Genomic DNA, 14,009 nt, shown 5'->3' with positions numbered 1-14,009 from the left:
GCTCGTTTCTTTTTATTTTCTCCTTATTGTAACTAAAGCAGGTCTAAACTTCAAAAGTCTCCTTTTATTCGTCAATTGAGAGGGGGAATTTGGCCGTTAATTACGGATAAATAGTTTAGTCAGGTGATGAAGAGAGGATGAATAAGCGTGCAAGACTTACTTTTAGGACGGCTGCTGGCGGCGAGTGAGCTGCCCGATGACCTTGATTTAAGCGGTATTCCTAGTCTCCCAGCGATTAAATCTGAGGGAAAGCAATTAATTTGCCAGCGTTGTTTTAACCAGCTGGCTTTTCAGCCTAATCCTTGTCTTTGTGACGGCCCGTGTTTTTATTGTTTAAATTGCCTGGCCTTTGCCAAATTAAGGACCTGCGACCGGCTTTATTATGACCTAGATCCTCACTTTTACTTTAGAGATTTATGTCGGGAGCAAACTTACCTAGAATGGCCTGGAACCCTATCACCCCAGCAAGAGCAGTGTGCTAAACAATTATTGATTTCCTATCAAGCGGGGCGCGACCACTTGGTTTGGGCGGTCACTGGGGCAGGGAAAACAGAGATGATTTTTCCCCTAGTGGACTATGCCCTCCGTCAGGGTCAGCGTATCGCCTTGGCTACGCCTCGGGTCGATGTCTGTAATGAGTTATTCCCCCGCTTTCAAGCTGCCTTTCCGGATATTGATATTCTCCTCCTCCATGGCAAGGTGGACCACCCCTACCGGCTTAGCCCCTTGACTATTGCTTCGACCCACCAGTTACTGCGCTTTTACCAGGCCTTTGATCTTTTAATTGTTGATGAAGTTGATGCCTTTCCCTACCATGGTGACCCTTTATTAGAGGCAGCTAGTCGGCGAGCAGTTAAAGACACCGGCGTGCGAGTGGAACTCACTGCTACTCCTTCAAGAGACCAGCAAAGGGCTATCAAGCAGGAAAAAGTTGCCGCTTCTATCCTGCCAGCCCGCTATCACCGCCATCCTCTCCCGGTTCCTAAGCACCGCTGGGTGGGCGATTGGCGGCAAGCTATTGCTAAGGGGCGCTTGCCGGGCGTATTAGGGTCAACCATCAAGACTTTTCTAAAGAAGGGCGAGTCTTTTTTACTCTTCCTCCCCCATATCGCCTTGATGGAAGAACTCGAAAAAATTCTCCATAAGCATTTTAAGCAAGTAAGCTTTACCAGTGTTTCCTCTAAAGACCCCGATCGGATTGAAAAGATAGCCGCCATGCGTGAACAGACTTATCAGTTTTTACTGACCACTACTATTTTAGAGCGGGGCGTGACCTTTCCTGGAATTCACGTCATTGTCTTAGGGAGTGAGGACCGGGTCTTTAACACCTCCTCCTTAGTTCAGATTGCTGGACGGGTAGGACGCAAACCTGACCAAGCCAGCGGGCAGGTGTATTTCCTTCATGAGGGGAAAACCAAGGCCAGCCTGCAAGCGGTCAAGCAGATTCTCTGGCTAAATCAAGAAGCTAGGAAGCGGGGCTTGATTGATGAGTGAGTGCTTATTGTGTCAAGAAAATTTCCAGGAAAAGCTTAGCTTAAAAGAACTCTTCACCTGGAAGAGCTGGGAGCCTATTATTATCTGTCCAACTTGTCAAGAGGCCTTTCATTATTTAAAGGGGCCGCGTTGTCAGCAATGTAGCCGGGAATGGGAAGAAGGGGACTACTGCCCTGACTGTTTGACCTGGCAAAGGGAGGATGGCTGGTACTTTCGTAATTACTCGCTCTGCGCCTATAATGCTGTCTTTAAAGACTGGCTACATACCCTGAAAAGTAAGGGCGATGTCAGGGTGGCCGGCTTATTTACTCAAGAACTCAAAAAGATTAGAGGCGATTATCCCGGATACACCTGGTTAGCCATCCCTGGCTCAAGTGCAAAGTTTAAAAAACGCGGTTTTCATCAAAGTGAGCTTATTTTGGACCAGGCGGGTATTCCCTACCAACGCTTAATCCACCTAGCTGGATCCAAAAAGAAACAGGCCCAGTTGAACCGCCAAGAGCGCTTAGCTAACCAACGCCAGATTGAACGCTTGACAGAAGGGCCACTCCCTCAAAAAATTCTTCTCTTTGACGATGTCTATACAACCGGTGCGACGATCCACCAAGTGGTCCGTTTTTTAGAATCTTTTGGGGTAGAAGAAATCACTTCGCTTACGCTGGGACGTTAGGGAAAACTGCCTTATGACTTGAATTAAAGCGCTATCTAACATATAATATAAGTAGTAAGAAAGAAGCTTATTAAGGGCTTCTGCCAGACTATGTTTGGCTTAGGAAGGATGAGTAATTATGTTTACTTACAATGTTCGCGGAGAAAATATTGAAATCACTCCTGCTATCCGTGATTATGCAGAGAATAAGATTTCAAAAATCGAGAAATACTTTAAAGACGCTCCGGATACAACCGTCTATGTGAATGCCAAAGTCTACCAAAACGGAGAGGCTAAAGCAGAAGTTACAGTTCCCCTACCACGTTTAACCTTACGGGCTGAAGAAACCTCACAAGACCTTTACGGTAGCATTGACCTAGTGGTTGATAAACTCGAACGCCAAGTGAAGAAATATAAAACTCGGATTAACCGCAAATCACGTGAAAAAGGTATTTCTGACGTGATGTTTACTGAAAATAATCAAGAAGACAGTAAAGATGACAATGACAGTAATATTGAAATTGTCCGTACCAAGAGTATTGCGGTAAAACCAATGAGCGCAGAAGAAGCGGTCTTACAAATGGAAATGTTAGGACACTCATTCTTTATTTATGAAGATGCTGAAAGTGAAAGCGTGTCCTTAGTTTACAAACGCCATAACGGTAAGTACGGTTTAATCGAAATCGAAAAAGACATCGTTAACGAATAAGAGATTTTTAAGTCAGAAGCTGGGTCACTTTGATCCAGCTTTTTTGAATGGAAAGACTTAAAGTTTACCAGGGAAATCTCTTCTGACTAGCTGGCGGAAGCTGAAAAGAACGGGGCCGCTAGAATATAAAAAATGATTTCATTTAGCCGAGATGAGCTGCTTCTGTTACAATCAATGGGGAAAGTTTTTCTTGTTTTCATAGCTATAAAAAAATGCTAGAATAATAAAGATACCTTATTTATGCAAGGAATACGAGTAGATTAAGGAGAATTCCATGGCCAACATTTTAAGAAAAATGTTTGATAACGATAAAAGAGAATTAAAACGTTTTAATAAACAAGCAAAAAAAGTGGAAGCACTTGCTGATAAATACAGTGAGTATTCCGATGAACAATTACGGGCAAAAACTACCTCTTTCCGTGAGCGCCTCGCTTATGGAGAGAGCCTAGAAGATATCTTAGTCGAAGCCTTTGCCACTGTTCGGGAAGCAGCTAAACGGGTTTTAGGTTTATACCCCTACCATGTCCAAATCGTGGGGGGCTTAGCCCTGCATTATGGGAATATTGCTGAGATGAAGACCGGGGAAGGGAAGACTTTGACGGAGACCATGCCAGTTTACCTCAATGCCTTAGAAGGTAAAGGGGTTCATGTGGTAACAGTCAACGACTACCTAGCCCGCCGTGACTCGGTTGATATGGGAGAAGTCTATCGCTTCCTAGGCCTCACAGTGGGTTTAAATACTAATGACCTAACCGCCGAAGAAAAACGAGCTGCCTATCACTGTGATGTGACTTATTCCACCAACAATGAATTAGGTTTTGACTACTTACGTGATAATATGGTGGTTTATAAAGAACAAATGGTCCAACGTCCTTTGCATTACGCCATTGTCGACGAGGTGGACTCCATCTTGATCGACGAAGCCCGGACACCTTTGATCATTTCTGGTCAAGCTGAACAATCCACAGCCCTTTACCAACGGGCCGATTATTTCGTTAAGTCCTTGAAAGAGGAAGAAGACTATGTCATTGATATTGAGTCGAAAACCATTAGTCTGACTGAACAAGGGGTTGACAAGGCTGAGGCAGTTTTCCACTTAGATAATCTTTATGATGTGGAAAATGGTCCCCTGATCCACCACATTGATACGGCCTTACGGGCTAACTACATCATGATCCGTGATATTGACTACGTGGTTCAAGAAGATGAAGTAAAGATTGTGGACGGCTTTACTGGTCGGATTATGGAAGGACGACGCTATTCAGATGGGCTCCACCAAGGGATTGAAGCCAAGGAAAATGTGCCGATTCAAAATGAATCCAAAACCATGGCCACCATTACCTTCCAAAATTACTTCCGTATGTATGACAAATTAGCCGGGATGACCGGGACAGCCAAAACGGAAGAGCAAGAATTTCGTGAAATCTATGACATGGATGTAATTCAAATTCCTACCAACCGTCCAGTCCAACGTGAAGACGCCTTGGATAAGATTTACCCTAACTTGATGACCAAGTTCCGTGCTGTAGCTGATGAAATTGAATCCCGCCACAAAAAAGGTCAACCAGTATTGGTAGGGACAGTGGCGGTGGAAACTTCAGAGTTACTATCACGGATGCTCAGTGAACGAAACATCCCCCACAATGTCCTAAACGCTAAAAACCATGCCCGCGAAGCTGAGATCATTGCGCAAGCAGGGCAAGAAGGCGCCGTAACCATCGCTACCAACATGGCCGGACGTGGGACCGACATTAAATTAGGACCTGGGGTCAAAGAGCTGGGCGGCTTGGCAGTTATTGGGACGGAACGCCATGAGTCACGCCGGATCGATGACCAATTACGGGGCCGTTCTGGCCGGCAAGGAGACCCAGGCTTCTCCCGTTTCTATTTGTCCTTAGAAGACGACTTGATGCGCCGCTTTGGTTCTGACCGGGTGAAAGCAATCTGGGAAAACCTTCAATTAGAGGATGACGATGTTTCGATTGAAAATCCGATGCTGACTCGCCAAGTGGAATCCGCTCAAAAACGAGTAGAAGGAAATAACTACGATACCCGTAAGAGTGTCTTAGAATACGACGAAGTCATGCGTGAACAACGGGAAATTATTTATAGCCAACGTCAACAAATTATCGATGAGAAAGAATCCCTTGATAAAATCATGTGGGCAATGATTGAACGTACCGTTGAGCGTATGGTAGAACAGTACACTGCTGGAACGGAAAAAGAGTGGAACTTAGAAGCCCTCTATGACCAAGTGTCTACTGAAATTCTACGCTCAGATGCCATTCAACTTAGTGATTTACAAGGTAAGTCTCAAGACGAGCTTAAGCAATTCATTACCGATAAAGCCCGCCAACGCTTCCAAGAAAAGTTAGAGAATATTGCTAACCCTGACCTGATCTTGGAATTTGAAAAGGTAGTTATTTTGCGGGCAGTTGACACCCGTTGGACCGACCATATTGATGCCATGGATCAATTACGTCAAGGGGTAGGGCTAAGAGCCTATGCGCAAAATAACCCATTAGTGGAATACCAAACTGAAGGTTATGAACGTTTCAATGATATGATTTCTGGCATTGAATACGATGCCAGCCGAATCTTTATGAATTCTGAAATCCGTCAAAACCTACAAAGACAACAAGTTTAAGAAAGAGTGCGAGGTGACGTAAAAAAGTGAAACGCTGGAAGAAATATGCGGAAATCCTCAAAGAGGATTGACAAATATTTCTGAAGCGGAGTTCACTTTTGTCACCGAACACGTTTAAAAAGAGTGCGACAAGCGCAATAAGAGGGGAGACCGCTACGCATACTATATCTTTACGTCGCTTCGCTTCCTACAGCTATAGCAACTGGAGCTAGAGGGCGAAAGAATTCTCATAAAGAATTCGTCGCCATTTAATGAAGTGGACGCTTGCCTCACACTTGGAATACGTTTAACGAATAAGAAAGAAGGACTGGGCTCGTTGGGCTTACAGTCCTTGTTTTCTTATTACTCAATTTAAAATTAAAGATTTTTTTATAAAGGAGCAGTTCGATGGAAATTAGTGAATTACGTCATCTATTAGCGGAAAACCAAGAACAATTAACCAGTTTCGGGAGGTCTCTTTGACTTAGAGGAGTTAGAAGCCCAATTAGCTGAATACCAAGACCGAATGTTGGCCCCTGATTTCTGGGATGACCCGAATCAAGCCCAGGCAGTAATTAATGAAAATAATCAAGTCAAGGCGGTTTATGATACTTATCATAAATTACTGTCAACTTATGAAGATCTTCAGGCTTATGATGACTTACTTACAGAAGAAGAGGCTGACCAAGAGCTCTACCAGGACTTTGAAGACCAAGTGCTCGCCTTCCAGGAAGAGATGGAGGATTATGAGCGTCATATGTTACTCAATGGCCCCCACGACAAGGCAGCGGCTATTTTAGATATTCATCCTGGGGCAGGAGGAACCGAGTCTCAAGACTGGGCCAGCATGCTGCTTAGGATGTACCAACGCTGGGCAGATAGCCATGATTTTACTTTTACCCTCTTTAACTATCAGGCGGGCGATGAAGCGGGGATCAAGTCGGCTACCTTTGAAATTAAAGGCAATAATGCTTATGGCTTATTAAAATCGGAGCACGGGATCCATCGTTTGGTCCGCATTTCTCCCTTTGACTCCAACAAGCGCCGGCATACTTCCTTTGCTTCCGTAGAGGTCATGCCTGAAATTGATCAGAATACGGAAATAGAAATCAATGATGATGACTTGCGGATCGATGTTTTTCGTGCTTCTGGTGCTGGGGGTCAACATATTAATAAAACCTCATCAGCCGTTCGCATTACCCATATTCCAACTGGAATTGTGGTTTCCTCACAAAGTCAACGCTCACAATTACAAAACCGGGAAACCGCTATGAAAACGCTGCAAGCCAAACTCGCCCGTTTATTAGAAGAAAAGAACGCCCAAGAACTTGATGAAATTCGGGGCGAAAAGTCTGAGATCGCCTGGGGGTCTCAAATTCGTTCTTATGTTTTCCACCCCTATCAAATGGTCAAAGACCATCGGACGAATTATGAAGAAGGCGATACCAGTAAGGTGATGGATGGCGATATCGATGGTTTTATCGATGCCTATCTTAAAGAGACTATCAATCAGGATTAAGAAGAAAATGTTATAGAGTTCTTTTTCAGATATTTTTTTGCTACAATAAGAACTGATGATTGATAACAAGGGGGAGGCTTATTCATGAAGAAAGTTCTAGTCGTGGATGACGAAGAATCAATTCGGAAGTTGTTAGAATATAACCTATCTAAAGAAGGCTATGAGGTCACTTCATCGGCTGATGGTAAGGCAGCCTATGATCTTGCAGGCGAGAAAAACTTTGATTTTATTATATTAGATTTGATGCTTCCTTCCATGGATGGAATGGATGTATGTAAGCAATTGCGTCAAGATAAGGTAAATACACCGATCTTGATGCTAACTGCCAAGGATGATGAATTAGAAAAAATTATTGGCCTTGAACTGGGAGCGGACGATTATATGACAAAACCCTTTAGTCCGCGAGAAGTAGTTGCGCGAATGAAGGCCATCTTACGTCGGTCACGTGATTATGGCAAAGTGGCTAGTGACCAAGAAGACAAGAAGGAAGCTGACCAAGACCCAGCCGGGGAAGAGGAGTCAGTGATCCAAGTAGGCGATATCACTATTAATAAGAGTGACTTTTCTGTTACTGCCCATGGGCAAGCGGTAGATATGACAAAGAAAGAATTTGAACTCTTAACTTATTTAGCTGAACGGGTCGACCGGATTGTTTCTCGGGAAATTCTCTTATCCAAGATTTGGGATTTTGATTACTCGGTAGGTTCCCGCTTAGTGGATGTGCATATCAGTCACTTACGGGAAAAGATTGAAAAGGATCCTAAAAATCCTGAATACATCATTACAGTTAGAGGCTTTGGTTATAAATTTGAGGTGCCCAAAGCATGAAGCGTTTAACTTTAATCATAACAACAGTGTTTTCACTGTTGTTTATTTTATATAGTTTTCTTTTTGCTTATAATGCTAACGAAGTTGTTCAAGTCACTGTCCAGCAGGAAACCCAAGAATCCATGCGGGATACAGTCCATTCGGTTGAACGCATCACTAAGAACTTGACCGCAGAAGATGTGGTGAACAATAGTTCCGCTTGGTTTGATGCCCAGCAGGAAATTATGAATACCCTTAACCCTATGGAACGGGTGTCTATTTATGACGCTAACCATAAGGAAGTTCTCTCCTTTGGTAATAAACTCTTAGCCAATATTCCCTTTACCGATGCGGAGAAGCAGGCCTTAGATAAGAATTTATCCTTTACCGAGTTTGAAAATGAAGAAGATATGACCACCTATGAATATACTGGCTTGATCAAGAATAAGAACCACCAGCCCATCGCTTCAATCCGAGTTCTGCGGAATGTTAACGATATAACAGAGGCGCAAAACCGCTTATTGATCGTGTCTGTCGGTGGGTCGGTGGTCATGGTCTTAATCCTTTTAGCGATTCTGTCCTATTACTTTAAAAAGATTGCCCAACCCATTTATTCTATTTCCGATGTGGTCGGTCGGCTGTCTAAAAGTGACTACTCGATTCGTTATAATCAGCTGGGAGTGGCTGAAATTGACGAGTTGGGAGACGATATCAATGACTTAGCCAGCAATTTGTCCCGGCAAGATATCCAAATTTCCATGCAGGAAGAACGTTTACAACTCCTGATGGATTATCTGGTGGTTGGGGTTTTAATGATCGATAAAAAACACCGGATTAAAGTGGCTAATAAGGCAGCCTATAGTATTTTTGATTTAGATGATAATGTGATTAATCATAAATATGAAGAAGTGCTGACAGGTTATCGGCTCTTACAAATGATAGAAACTTGCTACTCCACCAAAGAGAATGTTAACGATGAAGTTTATCTCTATTATCCTAAGGAATTGATTTTGGATGTTAATATTCTCTATGTTTCTAAGAAGGCCAATGTCTCTGGGATCAGCGAGCAGGTAGTGGTATTAGCCTATGATATTACTGAAATTCGCCGTTTAGAAAAAGTGCGCTCTGATTTCATTGCCAATGCTTCCCACGAATTAAAGACACCTGTCACCGCCTTAAAGGGCTTTACGGAAACCTTACTCGATGGGGCCTTAGAAGATGAGGATACCGCTCGAGAATTTGTCGAGATTATGAACCGGGAAGCTAACCGACTGGGTTTTCTCATTAATGATATTTTAGATTTGGCTAAGATTGAGCAAGACCAACTTGGTCACCGTAGTGAAACAGTGCAACTGAACCGTGTGATTGCTGAAGTCGTTCATTCTTTAGAAATCCCTGCCAGCGAAAACCGGGTGAAAGTCCACTATGATAATGATCTTGAAGCAGGCATTCGTTTTACTACCGAAGAAATGCGCTTAAAGCAGATTTTGACCAATTTAATCAACAATGCGATCAAATACAACAAGGCTGAGGGCGGTCAAGTTTGGATTAGTTCTACAGTGACTGAGGATGATAAATATGTTGTTATTGCTATAAGAGATAATGGACTTGGCATTCCTGACGAAGATATCCCTCGGATTTTTGAACGTTTCTATCGGGTAGACAAGACCCGGTCAACTGCTTCTGGAGGAACTGGTCTTGGCCTATCTATTGTCCGAAATTTAGTCGCATCAATGAGTGGAAAGATTGATGTGGTCAGCGAACTCAATGAGGGGTCAACGTTTACAGTCTATTTGCCTAAAAACGATAAAAATTTACTAGAAACAGAAGCAGACGCCTCCCTGTCTGCTGATAGTGAATAGAAATTAAGTTTTTTTGGACCGGATTTCTATAGCAAAGAAATACCGATAAATAATATTTTAATAAAGAACATACTAGAGCAGTCAATGACTTTTAAGTGAAAGGAATTGGCTGCTTTTGTCTTTTTGACTATTTAAAATATAATTTATAAAAAGGAAAAATTTACACAAAATTTACATAAATTTTACAAAAATCGGCAAAAAAGGCTAAACCCTAACATTATTTTTACATTAGGGAGCTATAATGTATATAGTAAGAAAAAAACGGTCATCCATGATGGCTATATTTTATCAATCAGAAGGAGAGATTGTTTAATGGCATTGAAATTCAAACCACTAGGTAAGTTAGTTATGGCTTTAGGTGTAACAGCAACTTTAGCTGCTTGTGGTAACGGCGGTTCTGAAGGCTCAAATACTGCAGATGGTGGTAGTGAATCAGCTGGTGATTTCTCAGGTACTATTAACGTAACCACTCGTGAAGAAGGTTCCGGTACCCGTGATGCTTTCCAAGAAATCATCGATTTTGAAGAACCAGTAGCGTCTGCTTTAGTTCAAAACGGTACTGACCAAGTGCTTTCCTATGTAGCTGGAGATACATACTCCATTGGATACATCTCCCTTGGTTCCATGAACGATACCGTGAAAGCCTTGAAGATTGACGGTGTCGAAGCAACTGAAGAAAATGTTGCTAATGACAGCTACAAGATTGCTCGTCCTTTCAACATTGTTTACCCTGGTGAATTAGAAGGCGCAGCCAAAGACTTCCATGACTTTATCTTCTCTAAAGAAGGGCAAGACATTGTCTTAGAAAATGGTTATGTTCCTGTGAAGTCTGACGCTGAAGCATATAGCGGTGATGGTTCTGCAAGTGGTACCATTAATATCGCTGGTTCAACTTCTGTTGGTCCGGTTATGGAAAAACTAAAAGAAGCTTATGAAGAAAAGAATCCAAATGTTCAAATTAACATTACCCAAAATGGTTCTGGTGCAGGGGTTACCGGTGCTCAAGAAGGTACAGCTGATATCGGTATGGCTTCTCGTGAATTAAAAGAAGACGAAACTGGTGTAACAGCTGAAGCAATTGCTAAAGATGGTATTGCAGTAATCGTCAACAAGGAAAACCCAACAGATGATTTATCTGTAGACCAAATTAGAGGAATTTATACAGGAGAAATTCTTGACTGGTCAGAGCTAAATCAATAATAGCGATTAGTAAAAAGAGGCTACTCCTTTAACTAGAGGTAGCCCTTTTTATTGCTGGCCCTTTATAATATAATAGCTTAGTAGAAGAATTTTAAAGGGAGAAAAAAATGCAGAAGAATACTTTAGAAGTCGTCATGAAATGGATCTTTTTCATCTGTGCGGCTGTTTCAATTTTAGCATTATTAGCTATTTGTTATTTCATTTTTGCGGGAAGTATTCCTTTCTTGTCGGATTATGGACTAGGAAACTTCTTGTTTGGTTCTAGCTGGCGTCCGCGTCAGGGAGACTTTGGAATTGCTCCAATGATTGTTGGTTCTTTTTATGTGACTCTCTTAGCGATTGCTATTGGTGTCCCTGCAGGAATTTTTACTGCGGTCTTTATGGCCTTCTATTGTCCCAAGAAACTCCACACCTGGTTGAAACCTGCTGTTAACTTGATGGCCGGGATTCCTTCCATTGTCTATGGGTATTTTGGTTTAGTGGTTCTGGTTCCAGCTGTTCGTAGTTTTTGCCAGTCATTAGGTATTTCAAGTACCGGGATGAGCGTTTTTACAGCGGGTTTAGTTTTAGGAATTATGATTTTACCAACCATTATTACCACTTCTGAATCATCCCTAAGAGCGGTTCCTAAGTCCTACTATCAAGCCTCTGTTGGTCTGGGAGCTACCCATGATCGAACAGCTTATCGGATTATGTTGCCAGCGGCCCGGTCAGGGGTTCTTGCAGCGGTTATCTTAGGTATTGGTCGTGCGGTGGGAGAAACCATGGCGGTAATTATGGTTGCTGGTAACCAAGCCATTTTCCCTCAAGGCCTCTTTAAAGGGGTCAGAACCATGACCACTAACATTATGTTAGAAATGGCTTATGCTTCTGGGACTCACCGTGATGCCCTGATCGCGACAGGGGCAGTCTTATTTGTGGTTATCTTAATCATCAATGGTGTACTAGCTATTGTAAACCGTAAAGGAGGCAACCACTAATGGCAGATAAATTACTACGTGCTTTGACTTATCTCTTTACCTTATTTACTTTTGGTTGGTTATTTTTCATTATTCTCTATGTTCTAGTAAAAGGGGTTCCTTATTTATCACCAGAACTATTTGCTTGGAATTATACCACTGAGAATGTGTCGATGATGCCTTCTATCATCACCACCATTTACATTGTTCTAGGTTCCTTACTCATTGCAGTGCCTTTAGGAGTCTTTGCTGGTTTCTACTTGGTAGAATATGCTGGTAAAAATAATAAATGGGTGGAAGCCATTCGAATTGCTACAGATACCTTGACAGGGGTACCTTCCATTGTGTATGGTTTATTCGGTATGCTTGCCTTTGTTTTGGCAGCACAATTCCAGTATTCCGTTTTAGCCGGGATTTTAACCATGGCAATCATGGTCTTACCCTTAATTATCCGTAATACCGAAGAAGGTTTAATGTCAGTTAACGATAGCTTACGCTTTGCCTCATATGGCTTAGGGGCAGGCAAGTTACGGACCATCTTTAGGATCGTTTTACCAGTGGCTATGCCAGGGATCTTATCAGGGGTTATCTTGGCTATCGGTCGTATCGTAGGTGAAACGGCAGCTCTTATGTATACCTTAGGGACTTCGACTAGCTTACCAAAATCACTCTTTTCATCCGGGAGAACCTTAGCCTTACATATGTATGTGCTTTCCACTGAAGGTTTACACCGTAACGAAGCGATGGCAACGGGTGTGGTATTGCTGATCTTAGTTTTAATTATTAACGGAACATCAACATGGCTATCCAATAAATTGGGAGCACAAGGAGGACAACAATAAAATGGCTGAACAAACAAAAACGCCGATGAAATTAAAGATGAGTGCCCATAATATGGACCTCTGGTATAGTAATTTCCAGGCTTTGGAAGATATTGATATTGAAATTTATGAAAAACAAGTGACTGCTTTGATCGGACCTTCTGGATCAGGGAAATCTACCTTTCTTAAATCTTTAAACCGTATGAATGACCTGGTTGATGGTTGCCGGATTGACGGAACCATTGAATTAGAAGGTAAAAATATTTACGATAAAAATATCAACCTTAATCTTTTACGTAAGGAAGTAGGAATGGTTTTCCAACAACCTAACCCTTTCCCAATGAGTATTTATGATAACGTGGCTTACGGCCCTCGTACCCACGGTATCCGTGATAAAAATGAACTTGATCAAATTGTGGAAGAATCCTTACGTGGTGCAGCTATTTGGGACGAAGTCAAGGATGACTTGTCTAAGAGTGGTTTAGCTATTTCTGGTGGGCAACAACAACGGGTATGTATTGCGCGTGCCTTAGCTGTTAAACCAGAAGTATTACTCATGGACGAACCCACTTCAGCCTTGGACCCAATATCCACTTTGAAGATTGAAGACTTAATTAACGATCTTAAAGAAGAATATACCATTGTTATCGTGACCCATAACATGCAACAAGCTGCCCGGGTATCCGACTATACTGCCTTCTTCTATGCTGATCCCGAATTAGGTGGTGGCCATTCTAGAATTATCGAATATGGCCCAACGGAACAAATCTTCAACAATCCCCAACAAGAACAAACTGCCGACTATGTGGCTGGTCGTTTTGGATAGTGGAACTTGCCTTTTACAATTGAAAAGAAACTTTCAGGACTTGGTTAAGGCCAGGTCCTCTTTTTTTTAGAAATAGAAAATAATTGAAAAATTGTCTTATTACTTGGAGAAAAAGCTAGCTTATTAGAAGTATTAGGCGTACAATTCATAGTTATTGAGAGTGAATATATGCGCTAGCCGGAAATAATGGCTTAGCGAGCTAAGGAGGATGTTGATGGAAGCAGAAGCTAGAATCCAGGCGATGGAAAACCATGCCGATCAAGTGGCCGCTTTACTTACTGATTTTTCTAAGTCTCTAGAGGCATATGCTAAGGGCCAAGCTGCCGTAAATAAACTTAGCGATTATTATGGGAGTGAAAAATGGTATCGTGATTTTGAGGCTTCTAACCAGGGAGCTCTTCCTAGTGACTTAAAATGTGGTGTACTTTCTGAGGATCAAGTCTATAATTTACTTACAGATAATTATGAATTAGCTATTCGTATGCTAGAAATAGCCACACAAGTTATTAAAAATTATTAAGAATAAAGAGGGTAGTC

General features: G+C 42.2%; 12 protein-coding genes. All 12 read left to right on the top strand.

Annotated features, from left to right (window positions below; genetic code table 11):
* Positions 1-147: 147 nt before the first annotated feature.
* The 12 genes from JFU01_RS03780 (at position 148) to JFU01_RS03725 (ending at position 13,992) form a co-directional block, all read left to right on the top strand.
* Positions 148-1,494: a DEAD/DEAH box helicase gene (locus tag JFU01_RS03780; RefSeq protein WP_195855854.1), complete on the top strand. Its 1,347-nt coding sequence runs from the start codon at positions 148-150 to the stop codon at positions 1,492-1,494.
* The gene (locus JFU01_RS03775; RefSeq protein ID WP_195855855.1) at positions 1,487-2,164 is read left to right on the top strand and encodes a ComF family protein; all 678 of its coding nucleotides are present in this window, start codon (positions 1,487-1,489) and stop codon (positions 2,162-2,164) included. Before JFU01_RS03780 ends, JFU01_RS03775 begins: the two co-directional genes overlap by 8 nt.
* Before the next feature lie 118 nt (positions 2,165-2,282).
* Entirely contained in the window at positions 2,283-2,852 is a 570-nt protein-coding gene (gene hpf / locus JFU01_RS03770) for a ribosome hibernation-promoting factor, HPF/YfiA family (RefSeq protein WP_013668810.1), read from the top strand.
* A gap of 274 nt (positions 2,853-3,126) precedes the next feature.
* Positions 3,127-5,499 carry a preprotein translocase subunit SecA gene (gene secA / locus JFU01_RS03765; protein ID WP_198434186.1) on the top strand — a complete coding sequence of 791 codons (2,373 nt, stop codon included), beginning with the start codon at positions 3,127-3,129 and terminating at the stop codon, positions 5,497-5,499.
* 387 nt (positions 5,500-5,886) lie between these two features.
* A protein-coding gene (prfB, locus tag JFU01_RS03760; protein WP_195855857.1) for a peptide chain release factor 2 occupies positions 5,887-6,997 on the top strand; the annotation gives its coding sequence in 2 pieces (ribosomal slippage) (positions 5,887-5,958 and positions 5,960-6,997; 1,110 coding nt in all).
* Between the two features lie 84 nt (positions 6,998-7,081).
* Positions 7,082-7,825 (top strand): response regulator transcription factor, encoded by a 744-nt coding sequence (locus JFU01_RS03755; protein ID WP_111821503.1) that lies wholly within the window; start codon positions 7,082-7,084, stop codon positions 7,823-7,825.
* Complete coding sequence (pnpS, locus tag JFU01_RS03750; RefSeq protein WP_195855858.1) at positions 7,822-9,666, top strand: two-component system histidine kinase PnpS; 1,845 nt, start codon at positions 7,822-7,824, stop codon at positions 9,664-9,666. The genes JFU01_RS03755 and pnpS overlap by 4 nt, the downstream gene beginning before the upstream one ends.
* Positions 9,667-9,978: 312 nt before the next feature.
* Positions 9,979-10,866, top strand: a complete 888-nt coding sequence (locus tag JFU01_RS03745) for a substrate-binding domain-containing protein (protein WP_111821501.1) — start codon at positions 9,979-9,981, stop codon at positions 10,864-10,866.
* Between the two features lie 107 nt (positions 10,867-10,973).
* Positions 10,974-11,846: a phosphate ABC transporter permease subunit PstC gene (pstC, locus tag JFU01_RS03740; protein WP_111821500.1), complete on the top strand. Its 873-nt coding sequence runs from the start codon at positions 10,974-10,976 to the stop codon at positions 11,844-11,846.
* The gene (gene pstA, locus JFU01_RS03735; protein WP_060777685.1) at positions 11,846-12,667 is read left to right on the top strand and encodes a phosphate ABC transporter permease PstA; all 822 of its coding nucleotides are present in this window, start codon (positions 11,846-11,848) and stop codon (positions 12,665-12,667) included. The genes pstC and pstA overlap by 1 nt, the downstream gene beginning before the upstream one ends.
* A gap of 37 nt (positions 12,668-12,704) precedes the next feature.
* Positions 12,705-13,472 carry a phosphate ABC transporter ATP-binding protein PstB gene (gene pstB / locus JFU01_RS03730; RefSeq protein ID WP_230086938.1) on the top strand — a complete coding sequence of 256 codons (768 nt, stop codon included), beginning with the start codon at positions 12,705-12,707 and terminating at the stop codon, positions 13,470-13,472.
* Between the two features lie 214 nt (positions 13,473-13,686).
* On the top strand, positions 13,687-13,992 hold the full coding sequence (locus JFU01_RS03725; protein ID WP_195855860.1) for a DUF4298 domain-containing protein: 306 nt from the start codon (positions 13,687-13,689) through the stop codon (positions 13,990-13,992).
* Positions 13,993-14,009: the final 17 nt, after the last annotated feature.

The organism is Aerococcus sp. Group 2 (assembly GCF_905125285.1).
GTDB lineage: Bacteria > Bacillota > Bacilli > Lactobacillales > Aerococcaceae > Aerococcus > Aerococcus urinae_E.
Note: the sequence above shows the minus strand (reverse complement) of the source record. Positions and strands in the feature narration are given on the sequence as shown.

Excerpts from the sequence above, each read along its gene's own strand:
- JFU01_RS03775 (WP_195855855.1), top strand. The coding sequence starts at position 1,487 with ATGAGTGAGTGCTTATTGTGTCAAGAAAATTTCCAGGAAAAGCTTAGC.
- hpf (WP_013668810.1), top strand. The coding sequence starts at position 2,283 with ATGTTTACTTACAATGTTCGCGGAGAAAATATTGAAATCACTCCTGCT.
- secA (WP_198434186.1), top strand. The coding sequence starts at position 3,127 with ATGGCCAACATTTTAAGAAAAATGTTTGATAACGATAAAAGAGAATTA.
- JFU01_RS03755 (WP_111821503.1), top strand. The coding sequence starts at position 7,082 with ATGAAGAAAGTTCTAGTCGTGGATGACGAAGAATCAATTCGGAAGTTG.
- pnpS (WP_195855858.1), top strand. The coding sequence starts at position 7,822 with ATGAAGCGTTTAACTTTAATCATAACAACAGTGTTTTCACTGTTGTTT.
- JFU01_RS03745 (WP_111821501.1), top strand. The coding sequence starts at position 9,979 with ATGGCATTGAAATTCAAACCACTAGGTAAGTTAGTTATGGCTTTAGGT.
- pstC (WP_111821500.1), top strand. The coding sequence starts at position 10,974 with ATGCAGAAGAATACTTTAGAAGTCGTCATGAAATGGATCTTTTTCATC.
- pstA (WP_060777685.1), top strand. The coding sequence starts at position 11,846 with ATGGCAGATAAATTACTACGTGCTTTGACTTATCTCTTTACCTTATTT.
- pstB (WP_230086938.1), top strand. The coding sequence starts at position 12,705 with ATGAGTGCCCATAATATGGACCTCTGGTATAGTAATTTCCAGGCTTTG.
- JFU01_RS03725 (WP_195855860.1), top strand. The coding sequence starts at position 13,687 with ATGGAAGCAGAAGCTAGAATCCAGGCGATGGAAAACCATGCCGATCAA.